An 18,702-nucleotide genomic window follows, 5' to 3' on the forward strand; every position below is an offset into this window, starting at 1 on the left:
CTCACTCTATGGTCAGAATGATCTTGCCGAAGACGTCGCGGCCTTCCATGCGCTTCAGGGCGGTGTCGATGTCGTTGAAGCCGACCACCGTATCGATGACCGGATGCACGATGCCGCGCGCCATTTTCTGCATGGCGTCAGCCATGTTTTCCATGCGGCAGCCAAAAGAACCGAAAATCTTGAGCTGCTGCTGGAAGAGCTGCATCAGGTTCATGTTGGTCGAAACGCCCGAGGTCGAGCCGCAGGTGACGAGACGCGCGCCACGCTTCATGCACAGCATCGAGCCCGCCCAGGTATCCGCGCCGACATGCTCGAAAACCACGTCCACGCCTTTTTTCTTGGTGAGCTTGCGCACCACGCCTTCAAAACGGTCTTCGCGGTAATTGATGACGTGATCGGCACCCAGCGCCTTGGCTTTTTCGATCTTGTCGTCGGAGCCGACCGTGGTGATGACGGTGCAGCCCATCTTTTTGGCAAGCTGGATGGCTGCCGTGCCGATGCCGGAGCCGCCTGCCTGAACGAGAACGGTTTCGCCCGGCTGGAGTTTGGCATTGTCGAACAGCATGTGCTCGACCGTGCCGAAGGTGACGGGCGCAACAGCGGCAGCGATGGCATCCACACCGGGAGGGGCTGCGACCAGCAGGCGGGCAGGCAAGTTCACCGCTTCGCAGGCAAAGCCGTCGAGGTGGAAACCGTGCACGCCGCCGACATGTTCGCACAGATTGTCACGACCTTCACGGCAGGCGTGGCAGAGGCCGCAGGTGCGTGCGCCATAGATCGAAACGAGCTGGCCGGGCAGCAGATTGGAAACGCCTGGACCGACCGCATCGACAATGCCCGAGGCTTCCGCGCCGATCACCAGCGGCATCTTGCGCTTGGCGAATGCCATGCCGCGCCAGCCCCATACGTCGATATGGTTGAGCGCGACGGCCTTGATCTTCACGGTCACTTCGCCAAGGCCGGGCGGCGGCGGGGGCGCTATATCGGTGATTTCAAGGCGGCGGTCATCGAGAAGCTGCAAGGCGCGCATTGGCTCTTCCTTTCATGGCATGATCCCGGACAGGGTTCGCCATCCGGGATCATCAGGAAAATTAAATAAGTGTCGGACGGATTAATTCGGTTCCGCCGTCAATACAAGGCTCGTATTCTGTCCGCCGAAGCCGAAGGAATTGGAAAGCACGGCCGAAACTTGGCTCTCACGCTTCACATTCGGCACGACATCCAGCGTCATGGCCGGATCGGGATTGTCGTAATTGATGGTCGGGGGCAGGGTGCCGATCTCAATCGTCAGAAGCGAGAACACAGCCTCAATCGCACCGGCAGCGGTCAGCGTATGGCCGATCATTGACTTGTTGGATGAAACCGGAATGGAACTGATGGCGTCACCGAACACGGTGGACATGGCCAGAAATTCCATCTTGTCGTTTTCCGGCGTCGAGGTGCCGTGGGCGTTGATGTAGGAAATCTGGCTTTCGTTCAGCCCTGCATCGGCCAGAGCGGCGCGCACCGTGCCAATGGCGGGCGAGGCGTCCGGCTTGGAACGGGTACGGTGGAAATCGTCGGCCTTTTCGCCGCAACCGGCCAGAATGCCCAGCACTTTCGCGCCACGCGCCACAGCGCTTTCCAGCGATTCCATGACCAGCGCGCCCGAACCTTCGGCCATGACGAAACCGTCACGATCCCTGGAGAAAGGCTTTGACGCCTTTTCCGGCTTGTCGTTCTGGGTGGAAAGTGCCGACAGAAGCGAGAAGCGGATCAGCGCTTCGGCTGAAACCGAACCATCGGTGCCGATGGCCAGCACATGATCGCTTTCGCCGCGACGGATGGCTTCGACACCAAGCTGGATCGCGGTCGCGCCCGATGCGCAGGCCGTCGAAAGCGTGATCGGCAGGCCGCGTGTTCCGAATGCTTCGGCGAGGCGCTCGGCGATATAGCCAAACTGCGTCGTGTTGAACAGCGCATCATGGCGAGCACGGCGGCAGGCTTCGAGAAGAAGCTGATAGCTTGCCGGACCTTCGTTTTTCACGCTGGCGTCGAGTGCAAAACGGCTCTTCCAGTCGAGTTCGACCGGAGGTGCGGCCAGAAATAGAGGACCGCCAAAATTGGTAGTGGACAGACCGGATTGGGCCAGCGCTTCTTCGCCTGCCAGACGCGCCAGCGCTTCCGACAATGCCGATGCGCCAATGTCGCTTTCCGGCAGGAAATCGACGGTGCCCGCAAAGCGTGTCTTGAGGTTTTCGGTCGGAAAACGGGTGATCGTGTGCAGGCCCGACTGTCCGCCGGTCAGCGCTGCCCAATTGTCTTCCTTGCCCTGTCCAAGCGCGGAAACAACGCCAGCGCCCGTAATGGCAACGATGGGACGGCCCAGATGGTCTTGATATTTGGTCATCTTATGCTCTCACCAGCTTTGCAGCACCTTCGGCGCGGGTAGCTCCAACCGTTGTGACGATGGCTTCGCTGATTGCGCCGCCAGCGGCTTTCTCCGATGCGTCGAGCGGTGCGAAAGCTTCGCCCTTCGATACCGAAATGGCGGCCAGCGCCAGCGCCAGCGGGAACTGTGCTTCGCGCATATGGCCGGTCAGGCCTGAAATGCCGCGATAGGCAGCGGAGATGCCGTCAAGCGCCGATTTCTCGGCTGCTGTCGCTTCATGCGCGCCTGATGCGCCAGAAACGATGTAAGTTGCTTCCTTGCCGCCATTCACGGTCAGAACCAGATCGCGAACGGTTTTCGCAAGGTCGTCCTGATCGCGGCGGATCTGGGCGCTTTCGATGCCGGTAATTTCGGCATAGGCGCGCGCGGCGCGCTTTTGCGCATGATCGGCATTTTCCAGCACGAGAAACACGCCGCCCGAACCGGAAACCATACCGCCGCCAGCCGAACCCTGCCGCTGCCACAGTGGCGCCCAGCCGTCATGCTTGAGCAGGCCGCCCAGTTCGTGACCGAGAATCATGTCGAAATGTTCGGCATTGTAGGAGCCGCCCACCAGCGCATGGGTGCTCTGGCCGGAGCGGATACGGGCCGCAGCCGTCTCGACGGCTGAAATGCCGGAGCCTTCTTCGCCCATGAAGGTGCGCGATGAGCCGGTCACCTTGTGCACGATGGAAATATTGCCTGCGAGCAGGTTGGAAAGCTGGGCCAGAAACAGTGTCGGACGCAGTTCGGTGGAGAGTTTTTCGTTCAGCATCACGCCGCGATCGTTTCGCGTGCGGCCTTCTTCGAGAATCTGCATATCGACGGTGATGTCGCGTTCGCCGCCGCCTGCACCCACGATCATGTCCATGGTCGCGCAAAGCGTTTCGTCGTCCTTTATGCCCGCATCCTGCAAGGCAAGACCGGCAGCATAGGTGCCAAGCCGCTGCCAGGTCTCCATCTGGCGCTGGTCGCCGCGCTTGGGAATTTGCAGGCTCCAGTCCACTTCACCGATCGGGTGAACGGTGTAGGGCGCAAAGGCTTGCGCTTCGAGGCGCGGCTGCGCGCCAGCCCCTGAAAGGGCGTTCCAGTGCGCATCGCTCCCTTCGCCGAGCGAAGAAAGAATGCCGATACCGGTGATGACGACTTTATTGTTCTGCATGAGTTGCGTTCTGCCCGTGCTGGTGAAACCGCTCCAGAAACGGCATCAGGGCGAACATTTCTGCCCACCCTTGAATACCGTCATATTGTGCGCCCTGGCTCAGGCCTTCTTGGCTGCAACCAGTTCGTCGATCTTGGCGCAGAGATTCTTCAGAACGAAATATTCTTCCGTCGGAACCTTGCCTTCGTTCACTTCCTGCGTCCACTGTTCAAGCGGAATCTTGATGCCGAAAGCCTTGTCGATAGCGAAAACGATGTCGAGGAAGTCGAGGCTGTCAATGCCCAGATCGTCGATGGTGTGGCTATCCGGCGTGATGGTGTCACGGTCGATTTCACTGGTTTCGGCGATAATGTCGGCGACTTTGTCAAAAGTAGAGGACAAGTTTCGATTCCTTTATTTCTGGCGATGCCGCGCGTGGCGAACATCTGACTATCTGCGCGTATCTAGCGTTTTTCCGGCGTAAGGGAAAGTCATATTGCTTTCAAAATCACCGTGGATTGATAGCGCATATAAGGTACACAACCGGAAAAGCGCAACACAAAGACAATCGCAATTTCTTGAAACCTGACCAGATTGATGGTTCAGCCGTGTCGGGCAGAAAGATTGGCAGGCGGTCGGTTCGGGCTGTCAAGCCTCTTGCCACCTGCACTTCGTTGCGGCTTGATGCGGGTAAATCAATCATCCTTGATGAGAGGCGGTAAAAGGTGACTTCGGATATTTTCGGGACAACGCCGGACGGGCAGGCGGTGCATCGGCTGACCATTGCCAATGGGGGGCTTACGGCCAAAATCATCACCTGGGGCGCGGCCATTCAGGATCTTCGGATCGAGGGGCATGAAGCGCCTCTTGTCATCGGCTATCGGGACTTTGCCGATTATCCGGCGCATTCCCCGCATCTGGGGGCGATTGCGGGGCGGTCGGCCAACCGCATCAGGGATGCGCGCTTTGTGCTCGATGGCGAGACCTATGCGGTGGAGCCGAATTATCTGGGACGTCACAATCTTCATGGCGGCAGCAAGGGGCTGGGCAACCGCGTCTGGAAAATTACCGGCACAGGTCCCGATTTCGTAACGCTTGCCACGGTGGCCGCGGACGGCGAAATGGGTTTCCCCGGCAATCTGAACGTGAGCTGCACCTATATGCTCAACGCTGACGGAACGCTCATCGTCCGGCTTGAGGCCGTGACGGACAAGCCGACCGTCTGCAATCTCCTTCACCATAGCTATTTCAATCTCGATGATGGCGGCGAAGGCGATATTCTCGACCATCTCCTGAAAATCGATGCCGACGCTTATATGCCGGTCGATGAGGCGCTTATCCCCGACGGGCGGATTCTTCCCGTCACTGGCACGCCATATGATTTTCGTGAATTCCGTCCGATTCGTTTCGAGGAAAACGGCGAGCAGGTGCAGTATGACAGCAATTTCTGTCTGGCTGCGGCACGCGGGCCTCTGCGTCCGTGCGCTTCTGTCAAGGGAGCAAAGTCCGGCATCAGAATGGATGTTTCAACCACCGAGCCGGGTCTCCAGTTCTATGCCGGAAACACCATGGCCAGCGATTGCATCGGCCTGACCGGCAAACCCTATGGCAAACATGCCGGATTTTGTCTGGAGCCGCAAATGTGGCCGGGGTCGCTCGAATATCCATATTTTCCGCAAGCGATATTGCGTCCGGGCGAAATTTACGCCCAGACCACTCATTTCACGTTCACGCGTGAGCGGGATTGAATGCCGATTGGTCCTAACCGGTAAAGGCGGCGCGCGCGGTCTCCATGGGGGCAAGCGCGCCGCGAATCTCGACGACGCGCGCAGCGACCTGATGCGCCTTCCTGGCGGCTTCGACCGGCGCCAGTCCGCTGAGCCGGGCAGCGAGATAGGCGCCGTTGAAACTGTCGCCGGCGCCGGTTGTGTCCACCGGCTGCGCGACGACCGACGGGACAAACGTCCGTTCAGCATCCACAACGACCAGAGCGGGTTCGGTTCCGTCCTTGACCACGATTTCGCCGACGCCCAGCGACGCCAGACGATCCGCGCAGGCGCTTGCGTTCTCGTCTCCGAAAAGCGCCTGTTCGTCCGGGAATGTGGGGAGTGCGATATCCGCGATGCTCATTGCCTCGCTGATCGTTCCCTGGGCGGCTTTCCGATCGGGCCAGAGCTGGTGCCGGAAATTGGGATCGAACGCGATTCGCGACCCGGCGGCGCGGCATTGCCGCAGGACATCGAAAAAGGTTTCCCGATGTTCCGGGAATATGATGGCGACCGAAATGCCCGAAAAATAGATGATGTCGCGACCGGCCAGACTTTTTTCCAGCGCCTGCCTGTCGCTGGCAAGGCGGCGGGCGGCGGCGTCGTTGCGCCAATAGGTAAAGGAGCGTTCGGCCCCGTTCAGCGTGATTGCATAGAGACCCGGATGCTGCCCGGCGATGATGGGGCTATGGGCGATGCCGATGCCGTTGGACGTCAGGAACACGCGCTGCTTCTGGGAAAAGCTGTCTTCGCCGAAGGCCGTCACATATTCCACAGGATAGGATTTGTCCGTCAGCGCCCGCATGTACCAGGCGGTGTTCAGCGTATCGCCCGCAAAGCCCATGCGCCATTGATCGCCTTCATTGCCCGAAAGCTCGATCATGCACTCGCCGATAGATGCAAAACCGCTCATCTCTGTCTCCTTGCTGTGATGGCGCTACGCCTATACCAATTTGCTGCTATGTAAAATTGGTTTGTCGATGATACGGTGACTGTCACCCTGCCTTTATCGAGTTGCCACATTCATTGTGTAAGCATCCGCCGACCGCATCGATCTCAAGGTTGCGACTTATGGCGCACGATGCATTAACTGATATTTTGGAGTTCCGCTGACGTCGTGTAGCGAACCTCAGCCAAGGATTTGACATGCGTTATGCGATTTATTTCACCCCGCCGTCCAACGATGCACTTCTGAAGGTCGCGGCAAACTGGCTTGGCCGCAGCGCCTTCAGCGGCGAAGCGGTGAAAATGCCTGCGATTCGCTCTCTTGCGACCGATGAAGTCGCCCGACTGACGGAAGAGCCGCGCCGTTACGGTTTTCACGCGACGATGAAGGCGCCGTTCCGTCTGGATGAAAAACATTCCGAAAGCGACCTCCTGTCGGCATTGATGCATTTTTCGTCATCGGCTGCGCCTGTTGTCATTCCCCGGCTCAAGCTTCATGCGCTCGGCCCGTTTTTCGCTCTCGTGCCGGACGAACCGGTTGCGGCGTTGAACCAATTGGCGAACGACGTCGTCGTTGCCTTCGACCGGTTTCGCGCACCGCTCAGCGAAGTGGAAATTGCAAGGCGACGGCCGGAACGTCTCAGCGAGGCGCAGCGTCACAATGTCGAGCGCTGGGGTTATCCCTATGTTTTCGAGGAATTCCGCTTTCATATGACGCTGACCGGGCCGGTGGAGGAAAAAGATCGCGCTCGCGTGGAGAGAACGCTGGACGAATTTTTCACGCCGCTTCTGGACGATGCAGTCGAGGTCGCCAATCTTGCCCTGTTCGTGGAACCGGAGCGGGGCGCTCCATTCGAAATTCACTCGCTGCATCCGCTGACGGGCGGCAAGATGACATCGGGACGGACCTCACGAGCGGTCGGGAGGCCTTGAGCGATGGCGAATGAAACCATCCTGCGCAATGCCCGCATCGTGCTGCCCGACGAAGTGGTTCCAGGATCGCTGAAACTGGTGGACGGCAGGATTGCCGATATTTCTACCGGTTCCTCCGCTTTCGGCGAGGACATGGAGGGCGATTTCCTGACGCCGGGGCTGGTCGAACTGCATACGGATCATCTCGAAGGGCATTATGCGCCGCGTCCGAAAGTGCGCTGGAACCCCATCGCCGCAGTACAGGCGCATGACGCGCAGATCGCCGCGTCGGGCATTACGACCGTTTTCGACGCATTGCGTATCGGTTTCGACGACGATGCGGAAACCGGCATCGACGATATGACCAAGCTTTCGACGGCGATTGCACAAGGTCGCGATGCGGGCCGGTTGCGCGCCGACCATTTCCTGCATCTGCGCTGCGAGGTCTCCGCACCGGATTGTCTTCCGGCCTTCGAGCAATTCGGCGACCGGCCGCTGGTCCGGCTGGTGTCGCTGATGGATCATGCGCCGGGGCAGCGGCAATTCATGGATATCGAGAGTTACAAGACTTATTTCATCCGCAAGTTGAAGCTAACCGAGGAAGAGTTCCGGCTTTACTGCGAGAAGCGCATGGGGCAGTCGCAGCAATATTCCGCTCCGACCCGCAAGGCTATCGCGGAGCAATGCCATGCGCGCGGCGTCATTCTGGCAAGCCACGACGATGCGACCGAAGACCATGTCGCGGAAGCGCGGGAGCAGGGGATCAGGGTGGCTGAATTCCCGACGACGCATGTTGCGGCACGCGCGTCGAAGGCAAATGGCATGTCGGTGCTCATGGGGGCGCCGAATGTCGTGCGCGGCGGGTCGCATTCAGGCAATGTGTCGGCCCGCGAACTGGCGGAAGCCGGAAATCTCGATATCATCTCGTCGGATTATATTCCGGCGAGCCTGATGCAGTCGGCGTTTTTCCTCACGGATGTGGTGGAGAACATTTCGCTGCCTCAGGCCATCCGTCTGGTTTCCGCCAACCCGGCTGAAGCTGTGGGACTGAAGGATCGCGGCGAGATCGTCGAAGGCAAGCGCGCCGATCTGGTGCGCGTGCAGGTCGCCGATCACATTCCTGTCATCCGTACCGTGTGGCGGGAAGGGCGGCGGGTTATCTGACCTGCCGTCTGCCTTGTTCTGCCCTGATCACCCCACCGACATCGGCGTCGCGTGCTCCAGACGGAGCTTTCCACTCTCCGAAATGCTGAGTTGCAGCGACCGGTAGCTTTCGATGCTGTGGTGGGATGTCTGCGGCGAGTGCGGATGCGTTGCCGTCACCACCACGACACGGGCTCCCGCCGTTTCTCCAGCAACGATACCGGCTGGCGCGTCTTCGAAGACCAGACAGTCATGCGGGTCGAAACCCAATCGTCTTGCACCGAGCTGAAAGCATTCGGGGCTGGGCTTTCCGCGCTCTACATCCTCCGCCGATACGATGGTTGCGGGCATTGGAAGGCCAGCCGCGGCGATACGGCGCCGCGCAAGCTCCAGCGGTGCCGAGGTCACGATTGCCCACCGCTCTTCCGGCAGCGATTTCAGGAATTCGCCTGCGCCTTCGATGGGGGCAATGCCTTCCAGGTCGGCCATTTCAGCCTGCATCAGGATTTTGGCTTCGCGGACGGGGTCCACGCCCGGAAGCGCCAGCCTGCGGACGGTTTCGACGGCGCGCACCCCATGGATCGTGGGCAGGAATGTCACCGGATCGATACCGTGTTGCTTCGCCCATTCGGCCCATACGCGTTCCGTCGCTTCGATGGAGCTTAAAATCGTGCCGTCCATATCGAAGAGGAACGCGTCGAATGATTTGCCGAAGGGGGAGAAGGAGGTCACGCCGGATTTCCTTGAATTGCAGGGATGAGAATCGGAAAGACGTTTCTGCTGTGATCATAGTATGTTCTGGCGAAGAAGACAGTGTATCGTCGTCACGAAACGACGTATCGCCTGCATGAGAAGCGTGAAAATTCAGTCTGAAATATTATATTGATGTGAAAGGTGCCGATCATACCGGAACTTGATCGTTGCTTTCATTTGTGGCTTTTTGCGCCGTTCCGGGACCTGGCGAGTATTGAACCGGGCGACAGTGACAGAATCGCATTCTCAGGATTGTTCTTTAAATGACTGAAACAAAAGAAAAAAGCAGAAACTATCCGGGGATTCGTTTTGCCGTTGCTCCCATGATCGACTGGTCGGACAGACATTGCCGTTATCTTCACAGGCTGTTTTCGAAACGGGCGCTTCTCTATACCGAAATGGTGGTGGCGGATGCCGTTATCCATGGGCCGCGTGACCGCCTGCTGGGTTTTGATGCGATGGAACACCCGGTTGCCCTGCAACTGGGGGGCTCCGATCCGGCAAAGCTGAAGGAAGCCGCGAAGATCGGCGCGGACTACGGCTATGACGAGATCAATCTCAATGTCGGCTGTCCATCAGATCGTGTTCAATCGGGCACGTTCGGCGCCTGCCTGATGCAGACACCCGACATTGTCGCCCGATGCGTTGCCGCGATGAAGGAAGCGGTTTCCGTTCCGGTCACGGTCAAATGCCGTATCGGCGTGGACGATCAGGACACGGAAACCGCTTTGGATAATGTGGCCGACATGACGCTCGACGCCGGGGCGGACGCGCTCTGGGTCCATGCCCGCAAGGCGTGGCTCAAGGGGCTGTCCCCCAAGGAGAACCGGGAAATACCACCGCTCGACTATGATCGCGTTTACCGCCTCAAGGAGCGTTTGGGCGGTGTTTTCGTGGGGATCAACGGCGGCATCGCAACACTGGACGAGGCCGCGCAGCATTTGCAGGCCGTCGATGCGGTGATGCTCGGTCGCGCAGCTTATCACAACCCGGAATTGTTGGGCGATGTGGATGCCCGTCTTTATGAGGACGGCCGACCGTCGGTCGCGATGGATGCCATCATCGATGCAATGAGTGCGTATATTGACCGGCATATCGCTGCGGGCGGCAGGCTTTCGCACGTAACCCGCCATATGGTCGGGCTTTTCACCGGGCAGCCCGGCGCGCGCCGCTGGCGGCAGATACTTTCCACCGACGCGACGAAGCCGGGCGCAACCAGCGAAGTGCTGCGCCAGGCTTATGCCGCCGTCACGGAAGCACGCGCCGAAGCGGCCTAGAGTGCGTTTCGATTGGATCAGGTATACGATCTATCTATTTGTTTTAAAAAGAATATTTCCCGAAAACTGTTTCACACTTTCGGGGCGTGTTCTAATCAATCAGGATGAGCTGATCGCCGCGCACGGTGAAACCGCCGAGCGTCTGTAGAAAATTCATGCCAAGCAGGCTGCCGGTCATGAGACCTTCCCTCGTTACCATGGCCCGCACATTCTGGCGCTCGATATCTCCGACCTTCAAAGTTGCAATGGTGATGGTCGCGGCGCTGGCTGTGCCATTTGCAGTCATCACCGGAACGGAATAGTTGAGCGAAGCCGTATCGATACCGGCACGTTCGGCGTCCTGCTGCGAGAGGACGACGGAAGATGCTCCGGTATCGACCAGAAAATGGACCCTTGCGCCATTCACGCGTCCGCTGACCTCGAAATGACCATTTGCGGATTTCGCAAGCGTAACCGTCAGCGCGCCGTCGGCCCCGCGACCTGAAATCGGACTGCCGGGGATGAGGCCTGCCGTGATTCGGCTGGCTGCATCCTGCAATTCGTATCGGTACTGATAACCGGCGACGAGACCGAGAACGATCACCGCCCACATCGCCATGTTGCGCGCAAAATCGGTAAGCTTGATGCCGGAGCCAAGCAGCCCGGCGGCGAGGACGACGCCCCATATGCCGAGATAAGCGGCACGGGCGAACACATCGTTGTCGAGGCCAAGCGTCGAACCGCTGTCATTGTTCGACATCAACAATAGTGCGACGATGGCAATTGCCGCGATGATAAGCCAGAAGAAGCGCCCCATCAGCCATTTCTCTTTTCAACGATGATTTCGTGTCTGTCTGCCAGAAGCGCCCAGACCGCCATGCGCTCGTCGGCGCTCATGCTGGACCACTGCGCGATTTCGTCCAGCGTTCGCGCGCAACCGAGGCAGAAACCGGTTTCGGCATCAATCGTGCAAATCAGGATGCACGGGGATTCGATTGTCGTGTCCATGGATGCAATGTGGTTGCGTCAAAGGGCCATGACAAGCCCGGCCAGAAGTGCAAGACAGCCGATCTGCTGGGCAGCCCCCAGGCAATCCCCTGTCTGGCCGCCGATCTTCGCCACGCAAAGTCTGGCAAAGCCGAACAACAGAACGGTGGCCAGCGCCAGCCCATTGACGAGTGACAGAAAACCCCCGGCAGGCAAGAATGCGACGGTGAGCACGATCAGCCCGATCCCGCAGCCGAAGACGACAGTCTCCCATTGCGGACGGCCCACGCTATCGGCAAGCCCGCCGGGCCGCGCCGAAGGGAGGGCGTGCCAGAATGCGAGCATTCCGGCGCGGCTTGCCGCTTCACAGCCGATCAGGGCAAGCGCCGCATAACCTGCTCCGGCATGTTCGATGACCGCCATCAGGAAGGCGGCTTTCAGTCCGACAGCGACGATCAGGGTGAGGGCGGCAAACGTCCCTATGCGGGAATCCTTCATGATTTCCAGTCGCCGGTCCGGCGTCGATGCTCCGAAGAAGCCGTCGGCGGTGTCGCCGAGGCCGTCTTCGTGCAGGGCGCCTGTCATTGCTGCGAGAGCGCCGATGGCCAGCAGTGCCGCCGCAAGCGGCGGCAGCTTCATCGCACAGGCGACCAGAAGGATGGCTCCAGCGAGAAGTCCCAGCAATGCGCCCGCAAGCGGAAAGGCCCGCGCGTTGTCGGGAAGCGAATCGCCGCTGTTTCCAAACCAACCCTGCGGAAGGGGCAGGCGGCTCAGAAAGCCGAGGCTTCGGATCGTGTCGCCAATCAGACTATTGTGCAGCAATTGACCGTTCCACTTTATCTGCCGCTCCAGCCATGCTTCGGGTGCGCTTTCGCGATATTTCGCCTCAATATTGCGTCAACTCAAAGAGGTGATTTGAAAATTCATGTGAGTGCTTATAGGACGAGCCCAGCGAATTTACACCTTCCATCATTGATTGGACTGAACATATGAGTGCCAGCGGCCTTCCCTTCGACGATTTCCGTGAACTGATCCGCAATCTTCCGGGCCCCGACCTGGGAGCGGAAAGAGCCGTTCGCGAGCGCGAAGCGACGCTGACCAAGCCTGCCGGTTCGCTTGGGCGTATGGAAGAGATCGTCGCATGGCTGGCCGCATGGACGGGCAAGCGGACACCGCAGATCAACCGTCCGCTGGTTGCGGTCTTCGCCGGCAATCATGGCGTTACGGCCAGGAACATCACGCCGTTCCCGTCCAGTGTGACCGCGCAGATGGTCGAGAATTTTGCCGCAGGCGGTGCCGCCATCAACCAGATCTGCATTGCGCACGATCTGGGGCTCAAAGTGTTCGATCTGGCGCTGGAGCATCCGACGGGCGACATTACCGAAGAAGCCGCGATGGACGAGCGGACCTGTGCGGCAACCATGGCCTTCGGCATGGAGGCGATTGCAGGCGGAACCGATCTGCTCTGCATCGGTGAAATGGGGATTGGCAATACCACGATTGCCGCTGCCATCGCGCTAGCGCTCTTCGGCGGTACGGCGGAAGACTGGGCCGGGCCGGGCACGGGATCGACAGGCGAACTGATGCAGCGCAAGCTTGCCGCCATTCGTCAGGCCGTGGCGTTGCATCAGGCGCATCTACAGGACCCGCTGGAAGTGCTGCGCCGTCTCGGCGGTCGCGAGATCGCGGCCATGGCCGGGGCAATTCTTGCAGCTCGCATGGAAAAAATTCCGGTTATCGTCGATGGCTTCGTCGCGAGTGCCGCCGCTGCGGTTCTCTATGCCGCCAATCCGGATTCCGTGGACCATTGCCTGTTCGGCCACGTTTCCGCCGAACCCGGTCATCGCAGGCTTCTGGAAAAGATGGGCAAGCAGCCGTTGCTCGATCTCGGGATGCGGCTCGGTGAGGGAACCGGAGCCGCGCTTGCCGCCGGTATCGTGAAGGCTGCGGCCCTGTGCCATTCCGGCATGGCGACCTTCGAACAGGCCGGTGTGTCGGCCTCAAGGTAACAAGCGTTTCACGGTCAAGACGAAGCCCGCCGAACGGCGGGCTTTTCTTTTAGATCAATGTCTTGAAGGCATCAGTTATTTTCTTTGTCGAGCACCATGTAGTCGAGCGGCAATTCGGTCGTGTACTTGATCTGCTCCATGGCGAACGAGGACGACACGTCGCGAATCTCGATCTTGCTGATGAGACGCTTGTAGAAGGCATCGTAAGCGGCAATATCGGGTACGGCCACGCGGAGCAGATAATCGACGTCACCGCTCATCCGGTAGAATTCGATAACTTCCGGAAATTCCTGAACCACTTCGGAAAAGCGCTTCAGCCATTCGTGGCTGTGCGAACTGGTGCGCACGGACACGAACACCGTGACACGCGCATTGACGCGAACCGGATCGAGGATGGCAACGCGGCGCTTGATGACGCCGTCTTCCTCGAGCTTCTGGATACGACGCCAGCATGGCGTCGTGGAAAGACCAACTTTCTTGGCAACGTCTGCCACTGCAAGTGTCGCGTCTTCCTGCAATAAGCGCAGTATCTTTCTGTCGAGCCTGTCCATGCGTTTCCGTTCCCGGTTTTAGAAATCGTTTCCCGAACTTTGCGAATGGGTGAAACGTCATACCTTATGGTTCGCAATCTCATTAAGTTACAGGAATAATATTCTGATGAAAACGCGCAGAGTAAAATTTATATGTCGTTCGTGAGAAGGTGGCGGACTTTTGCCTGCAAAACAGGCACGACCTCCGCGTCGAACCAGGGATTCCGCTTCAGCCAGCCGCTGTTACGCCAGGAGGGATGCGGAAGCGGCAGGACAATTCGACCGGCCTGATTGGGCGTTGTCATGAAATGTTCCCAGTTTCTGACGGTCTCGGTCAGGTTGCGCCCGCGGTAATCGGGCAGATGATAGGCCAGCGCATACTGTCCGACCACCAGAACGAATTCGAGCTGCGGCATCGCCGCGAAAATGCGGTCATGCCAGATATGGCGGCATTCGCGGCGTGGCGGGAGGTCTCCGCCGTGCTTGTCGTAACCGGGAAAGCAGAACCCCATGGGCACGATGGCAAAGCGTGATGGGTCGTAAAATTCCTCGCGGGTGACGCCCAGCCACTGCCGCAGGCGGTCCCCTGAAGGATCGTTGAAGGGCAGGGACGTGTTATGTACGCGAATGCCCGGCGCCTGGCCGCAGATGGCAATTCTGGCTGTACTGGAGACGATGCAGACCGGATTCGGTTCGTGGGGCAAGGGCGGAAGAAACTGCGGTGCGTCGCGACAGATGCGGCAATGCCTGATCGAGCGCCGCAGTTCGTCCAGTTGTCCTATGACGTCCATTCTGTGAGTCCGTTCAGTGTGTCCATTCAGTTCCGGGGCACGATCGTCCCGAGGAGGGCTTGAATATGCTCCCTTATATAGATGATCGCGCTGCCGATTACATCGTTCTGCTGCGTGTGATGGAGCATCCGGTCGTCTTCCTGATTGCGATGTTCCTTGCGCCAGAGCGAGGGTTGCTCGAACCGGCCATCCCATATGCCCCGCCGATTGCGGCGGGCATTGCTTTCCTCATGCTGATAGTCGCCGTAGGAAACTGCCCAGCCCTGTTCGACCATCCAGCGATTAAGCTCCGTCTCGCCGAGATAGCAGCGCGACAGTTCGCGCATGTACTGATCCCGCCCCTCCTTGTCGCACCGAATCGCGGATTTGCCGATCTTCGCTCGCAGGATGTTCCGGGCTTCCCGTCCGCAATCGTAGTTTCGCCCGGCCCGTTCGCACTGCTGTTCCATCTCCGGCGCATCCATACCCTTCAGACGGATATGGGTTTTGTCCATGATCACCGTATCGCCATCGATTACATAGACGGTTCCGTTCATCGCTTCCCCGGGCGGGGTCTGTTTCTGAAGCCAGACAACAAGCATTCCGAGGACTGAAAAGAGAAATATAGTCAACAGGATGCTTCTAAAACTTCCGGCGTAGCTTTTGCGTGTCCGGCGGTGATGGCGTCCATAGGGGCGGCGGTATCTGCTCATCGATGCCTGTCCGAATCCCGCTAAAATCAATGTGTTTCAAATTCCCGGTAGATTGGGAGGCTATGTCCTCCACGTCAACAAGTTGGGATAGGTGGCCGCAACAACCCCCAACTTGTTGTCAATCGGCAACAGTCTTCATCATTGCTTTAGGCTACAAAAGGGCAACGGCCCATTTGCCCATTTCCCGCCACAAACAGGCGTCACCGGTCATGGCAGGCAGAAGCCGTCAAGAATATCAGGAGCCGGAAAGCTCCCCAAAGGATAGGCAGGAATGGAAAAGGGCGTATCGTTATACGACAAAACGTTTGAGGGCAGGAACGCTCCTGTTCGTACGGCTCTTATTCTTTCCTATGATGGTAAGGCTTTTTTCGGCCAAGATCGGGTCGCAGTCTTGACGAAAACGGCGCGCATTCTGCGCTCCATGAATGTTTCCTCCAATGAATGTGAAAGACCGGCGTTGTGATGCGTATCCGCAGTTTTTCATATACCGCTATATTGGCTCTGGGCCTGGCCATTGCCTGCAACAGCGCCTTTGCCTTCGATCTGAATGACGACTCCGAAAAGTCGAGAAGCCCGTTCGAACTCTTCAAGTTCGGCTTTTCCGCTTACAAGAACGGCCACAAGGACGAAGCGATCAAGGCGTTGCGCTATGCTGCGGATCGCGGACATCAGGGCGCGAAGTGGAAACTGGCGCGCATGTACGCCGATGGCGACGGCGTGGTGGAAAACGATTACGAAGCCTACAAGATATTCGAACGAATCGTCCGCGACGGCGCGGAGCCGGGTTCGCAGAACGATTCCTATGTGGCTGACGCGCTGGTGGCGCTTGCCGGCTATATGAAGCGCGGTATTCCCGGTTCGCCGGTTCATGCCAATCCGGGCATGGCGCGCAATCTCTATGTGCAGGCCGCTTCGAATTTCGGCGACCCCGATGCTCAGTTCGAGCTTGGCAAGATGCTGCTGGACGGGGATGGTGGCGAACGCAACGCCATTCAGGCGGCGCGCTGGTTCCAGCTTTCCGCGAAGAAGGGTAATGCCGGTGCTCAGGCCATGCTCGGCAACATGCTATTTCAGGCAGGCAAGACCGTGCGTGGCCTTGCAATGATGACCGCCGCCTTTGAACGCTGCCCGGCGGAGGATTGCCCCTGGATACGCGATATACAGGAACAGGCATTCTCGATTGCCGGTGAAGCGGATCGCCGCAACGCGATAGCGCTTTCCAGCGATTATGCCGTCAAGGGCGATTTCTGATTATCGCCCGGCGTTGAGGGAACTCAGAGCGGTTCCGGTTGAAACCAATATTCTAGAGAGAAAGCCTTATCGTGACCGGCACATGGTCCGACGGTTTTTCCCACGCGCGCACATGCTTTTCCACGTCGCTTGCTACGAGATGATTGGCAGCTTCCGGCGACAGCATCAGATGGTCGATGCGGATCCCGTTGTTCTTCTGCCAGGCGCCAGCCTGATAATCCCAGAACGAATAGATGTCGTCTTCGTCGCTTGAAGCGCGAATAGCGTCGGTGAAACCAAGATTTTCCAGTCTGCGAAGCGCCTGACGCGATTGTGGCTGAAAAAGCGCATCATTGAGCCACGCACCCGGATTCCTGGCATCCACGGGTTCGGGAATGACATTATAGTCACCCGCGAGGACCAGAGGTTCCTCCAGTGCGAGACGCTCCTTCGCCCATTGTTCGAGCCGCTGCATCCAGGACAGCTTGTACGGGAATTTCTCGGTATCGATCGGATTGCCGTTCGGAAGATAGAGCGATGCGACCCGAATGACGCCCTTGCCGGTCGAATAGACGCCTTCGATAAAACGGGCCTGCTCGTCGCCATCATCGCCCGGAAGGCCGCGATTGACTTCATCGGGTGACTTTTTCGACAGAAGAGCGACGCCGTTAAAGCCTTTCTGGCCATGTGTTTCCACGTGGTAGCCCAAAGCTTCGATCTCGAGGCGGGGGAACTGCTCGTCAACCGACTTTATTTCCTGCAGGCAGGCAATGTCGGGTGATGATTCCTTCAGCCAGTGCTGAAGGTTGTCGATGCGCGCCTTGACGCCATTGATATTCCACGTAGCGATCTTCATGACGCAATGATTAGGCGCTTGACCGGGCAAGGGCAAGCATGGTCGATCTCGCACCACAGCTTTTCTGCCGCAATGACGGCATCCGACGATATTTGCGTCGGATGCGTTTGTATTGACGGTTTTTCATGCCTATCTCCTCAGGGACATTAGCCAAACAGGAGATCATCGAATGTTCGACGCCAGGAAACTTCTCGAACAGTTTCTGGGAGCGCAAGTGCCGGGAATGTCTGGCAGCGTCCGCGACAAGGCAGGGCAGGCCGCCGATCTGGCGAAAAAGAATCCACTGGCGACCGGAGCCATTGCAGCCGCCATACTCGGCACCAAGACCGGGCGCAAACTGGCGGGCAATGTGGCCACGGTTGGCGGTATCGCGGCAATTGCCGGACTGGGATATCTGGCCTACAAAAACTATAAATCCGGTCAGGCGCCGCAGGCACCGGAACAGCCTGAAACGAAGGAGCCCGAGCTTCTTCCGCCGCCAGCCGATTCTTCCTTCCATCCGCAGTCTTCCACGGTGAGCAACAGCTTTGCCCTGACGCTGGTTCAGGCCATGATCGCCGCTGCGAAAGCCGATGGGCATATAGACGATGCCGAGCGTGCCCGTATCATGGAGAAGGTGAAGATTTCCGGCCTCGATGACGAAGCGGAATCCTTTCTGGACAAGGAACTTGCCAATCCGGTCGATCTGGATGCGCTGGTCGCTATGGCGCAGACCGAGGAGCAGAAAGTCGAGCTTTATACGGCTTCCCGACTTGCAATTGATCCCGATAACAGGGCAGAGCGCGGATACCTCGACATGCTCGCCGGTCGTCTTGGCCTGCCGGACGCGCTGGTGGATCACATCGAAGCAACCATCGCTTCCGTGACGGTTTGACGAACAAAAACCGGCTGCTTCCCGCAGCCGGTTTTCATTTTTGCCCGTCTGTTTGTCTTGCCTGCTTGCCTTCTCGTCAGATGGCGAAACTCGTCCCGCAGCCGCAAGACGACGTTGCGTTCGGGTTTCGGATCTGGAACGACTGGCCCATCAGGTCGTCCACGAAATCGATTTCCGAACCGTCCATATAGGGAACCGATATGGAATCGATCAGGACCCTGGCGCCCAGCTTCTCGATGACGATGTCATCGTCAGCCTGCTCGTCAACCAGATCGTATTTATAGGAGAAGCCGGAACAACCGCCGCCTTCGACCGAAACGCGAAGCGCTGTCTTTCCCGGCTCCGATCCGAGGATTTTGGCGATCCGCTTTGCTGCGGAATCCGAAACGCTAATGCCTGTCATCTGC

General features: G+C 58.6%; 22 protein-coding genes. 8 read left to right on the forward strand and 14 right to left on the reverse strand.

What is annotated here, in order from left to right:
* Position 1 precedes the first annotated feature (1 nt).
* The 4 genes from FHS76_RS07000 to FHS76_RS07015 all read right to left on the reverse strand — a co-directional run bounded on the left by FHS76_RS07000 (position 2) and on the right by FHS76_RS07015 (position 3,953).
* On the reverse strand, positions 2–1,030 hold the full coding sequence (locus FHS76_RS07000; RefSeq protein WP_183649949.1) for a zinc-binding dehydrogenase: 1,029 nt from the start codon (positions 1,028–1,030) through the stop codon (positions 2–4).
* Positions 1,031–1,111: 81 nt separating this feature from the next.
* Positions 1,112–2,389: a beta-ketoacyl-ACP synthase gene (locus FHS76_RS07005; protein WP_183649951.1), complete on the reverse strand. Its 1,278-nt coding sequence runs from the start codon at positions 2,387–2,389 to the stop codon at positions 1,112–1,114.
* A 1-nt stretch (position 2,390) separates the two neighbouring features.
* On the reverse strand, positions 2,391–3,572 hold the full coding sequence (locus FHS76_RS07010; RefSeq protein ID WP_183649953.1) for a beta-ketoacyl-ACP synthase: 1,182 nt from the start codon (positions 3,570–3,572) through the stop codon (positions 2,391–2,393).
* A gap of 99 nt (positions 3,573–3,671) precedes the next feature.
* On the reverse strand, positions 3,672–3,953 hold the full coding sequence (locus tag FHS76_RS07015; protein ID WP_121982570.1) for an acyl carrier protein: 282 nt from the start codon (positions 3,951–3,953) through the stop codon (positions 3,672–3,674).
* Positions 3,954–4,276: 323 nt separating this feature from the next.
* On the opposite strand from FHS76_RS07015, the gene FHS76_RS07020 reads away from it, so the two are divergent.
* Positions 4,277–5,299, forward strand: coding sequence for an aldose epimerase family protein (locus FHS76_RS07020; protein WP_183649955.1), 1,023 nt, complete (start codon positions 4,277–4,279; stop codon positions 5,297–5,299).
* Positions 5,300–5,312: 13 nt separating this feature from the next.
* On the opposite strand, the gene FHS76_RS07025 is transcribed toward FHS76_RS07020, so the two are convergent.
* Positions 5,313–6,230, reverse strand: coding sequence for a sugar kinase (locus tag FHS76_RS07025; RefSeq protein ID WP_183649959.1), 918 nt, complete (start codon positions 6,228–6,230; stop codon positions 5,313–5,315).
* A gap of 233 nt (positions 6,231–6,463) precedes the next feature.
* Between FHS76_RS07025 and FHS76_RS07030 the strand changes: the two genes are divergently transcribed.
* Positions 6,464–7,195 carry a DUF1045 domain-containing protein gene (locus tag FHS76_RS07030; RefSeq protein WP_183649961.1) on the forward strand — a complete coding sequence of 244 codons (732 nt, stop codon included), beginning with the start codon at positions 6,464–6,466 and terminating at the stop codon, positions 7,193–7,195.
* A 3-nt stretch (positions 7,196–7,198) separates the two neighbouring features.
* Positions 7,199–8,338 carry an alpha-D-ribose 1-methylphosphonate 5-triphosphate diphosphatase gene (locus FHS76_RS07035; protein WP_183649963.1) on the forward strand — a complete coding sequence of 380 codons (1,140 nt, stop codon included), beginning with the start codon at positions 7,199–7,201 and terminating at the stop codon, positions 8,336–8,338.
* 27 nt (positions 8,339–8,365) lie between these two features.
* Here FHS76_RS07035 and FHS76_RS07040 read toward each other — a convergent pair whose 3' ends face one another.
* The gene (locus tag FHS76_RS07040; RefSeq protein WP_183649966.1) at positions 8,366–9,049 is read right to left on the reverse strand and encodes an HAD family hydrolase; all 684 of its coding nucleotides are present in this window, start codon (positions 9,047–9,049) and stop codon (positions 8,366–8,368) included.
* A gap of 284 nt (positions 9,050–9,333) precedes the next feature.
* Between FHS76_RS07040 and dusA the strand changes: the two genes are divergently transcribed.
* Positions 9,334–10,347, forward strand: coding sequence for a tRNA dihydrouridine(20/20a) synthase DusA (dusA, locus tag FHS76_RS07045; protein ID WP_183649967.1), 1,014 nt, complete (start codon positions 9,334–9,336; stop codon positions 10,345–10,347).
* 91 nt (positions 10,348–10,438) lie between these two features.
* Here dusA and FHS76_RS07050 read toward each other — a convergent pair whose 3' ends face one another.
* From FHS76_RS07050 to FHS76_RS07060, 3 genes are read right to left on the reverse strand one after another with little or no spacing between them, the layout of a single operon-like run.
* Positions 10,439–11,143, reverse strand: a complete 705-nt coding sequence (locus tag FHS76_RS07050; RefSeq protein WP_183649969.1) for a TIGR02281 family clan AA aspartic protease — start codon at positions 11,141–11,143, stop codon at positions 10,439–10,441.
* Positions 11,143–11,334, reverse strand: coding sequence for a DUF1289 domain-containing protein (locus tag FHS76_RS07055; RefSeq protein ID WP_183649971.1), 192 nt, complete (start codon positions 11,332–11,334; stop codon positions 11,143–11,145). Before FHS76_RS07055 ends, FHS76_RS07050 begins: the two co-directional genes overlap by 1 nt.
* A gap of 18 nt (positions 11,335–11,352) precedes the next feature.
* Positions 11,353–12,135: an adenosylcobinamide-GDP ribazoletransferase gene (locus FHS76_RS07060; RefSeq protein ID WP_183649973.1), complete on the reverse strand. Its 783-nt coding sequence runs from the start codon at positions 12,133–12,135 to the stop codon at positions 11,353–11,355.
* A gap of 167 nt (positions 12,136–12,302) precedes the next feature.
* On the opposite strand from FHS76_RS07060, the gene cobT reads away from it, so the two are divergent.
* Complete coding sequence (cobT, locus tag FHS76_RS07065) at positions 12,303–13,322, forward strand: nicotinate-nucleotide--dimethylbenzimidazole phosphoribosyltransferase (RefSeq protein ID WP_183649976.1); 1,020 nt, start codon at positions 12,303–12,305, stop codon at positions 13,320–13,322.
* A 71-nt stretch (positions 13,323–13,393) separates the two neighbouring features.
* On the opposite strand, the gene FHS76_RS07070 is transcribed toward cobT, so the two are convergent.
* The 3 genes from FHS76_RS07070 to FHS76_RS07080 all read right to left on the reverse strand — a co-directional run bounded on the left by FHS76_RS07070 (position 13,394) and on the right by FHS76_RS07080 (position 15,335).
* Positions 13,394–13,873, reverse strand: a complete 480-nt coding sequence (locus FHS76_RS07070; RefSeq protein ID WP_183649979.1) for an Lrp/AsnC family transcriptional regulator — start codon at positions 13,871–13,873, stop codon at positions 13,394–13,396.
* Positions 13,874–14,001: 128 nt separating this feature from the next.
* Positions 14,002–14,643 (reverse strand): uracil-DNA glycosylase family protein, encoded by a 642-nt coding sequence (locus tag FHS76_RS07075; protein ID WP_183649982.1) that lies wholly within the window; start codon positions 14,641–14,643, stop codon positions 14,002–14,004.
* A gap of 26 nt (positions 14,644–14,669) precedes the next feature.
* Positions 14,670–15,335 (reverse strand): thermonuclease family protein, encoded by a 666-nt coding sequence (locus FHS76_RS07080; protein WP_183649985.1) that lies wholly within the window; start codon positions 15,333–15,335, stop codon positions 14,670–14,672.
* A 271-nt stretch (positions 15,336–15,606) separates the two neighbouring features.
* Here FHS76_RS07080 and FHS76_RS07085 point away from each other — a divergent pair, with 271 nt between their 5' ends.
* Positions 15,607–15,798, forward strand: coding sequence for a hypothetical protein (locus FHS76_RS07085; RefSeq protein WP_183649987.1), 192 nt, complete (start codon positions 15,607–15,609; stop codon positions 15,796–15,798).
* Complete coding sequence (locus FHS76_RS07090; RefSeq protein WP_183649990.1) at positions 15,798–16,586, forward strand: tetratricopeptide repeat protein; 789 nt, start codon at positions 15,798–15,800, stop codon at positions 16,584–16,586. The genes FHS76_RS07085 and FHS76_RS07090 overlap by 1 nt, the downstream gene beginning before the upstream one ends.
* A gap of 52 nt (positions 16,587–16,638) precedes the next feature.
* On the opposite strand, the gene xth is transcribed toward FHS76_RS07090, so the two are convergent.
* Entirely contained in the window at positions 16,639–17,421 is a 783-nt protein-coding gene (gene xth, locus FHS76_RS07095) for an exodeoxyribonuclease III (RefSeq protein ID WP_183649994.1), read from the reverse strand.
* Between the two features lie 169 nt (positions 17,422–17,590).
* Here xth and FHS76_RS07100 point away from each other — a divergent pair, with 169 nt between their 5' ends.
* Positions 17,591–18,295, forward strand: a complete 705-nt coding sequence (locus FHS76_RS07100) for a tellurite resistance TerB family protein (RefSeq protein ID WP_183649997.1) — start codon at positions 17,591–17,593, stop codon at positions 18,293–18,295.
* A gap of 76 nt (positions 18,296–18,371) precedes the next feature.
* Here FHS76_RS07100 and erpA read toward each other — a convergent pair whose 3' ends face one another.
* Positions 18,372–18,698, reverse strand: coding sequence for an iron-sulfur cluster insertion protein ErpA (gene erpA / locus FHS76_RS07105; RefSeq protein WP_183650000.1), 327 nt, complete (start codon positions 18,696–18,698; stop codon positions 18,372–18,374).
* Positions 18,699–18,702: the final 4 nt, after the last annotated feature.

Source organism: Brucella daejeonensis, assembly GCF_014199265.1.
Taxonomy (GTDB): Bacteria; Pseudomonadota; Alphaproteobacteria; order Rhizobiales; family Rhizobiaceae; genus Brucella; species Brucella daejeonensis.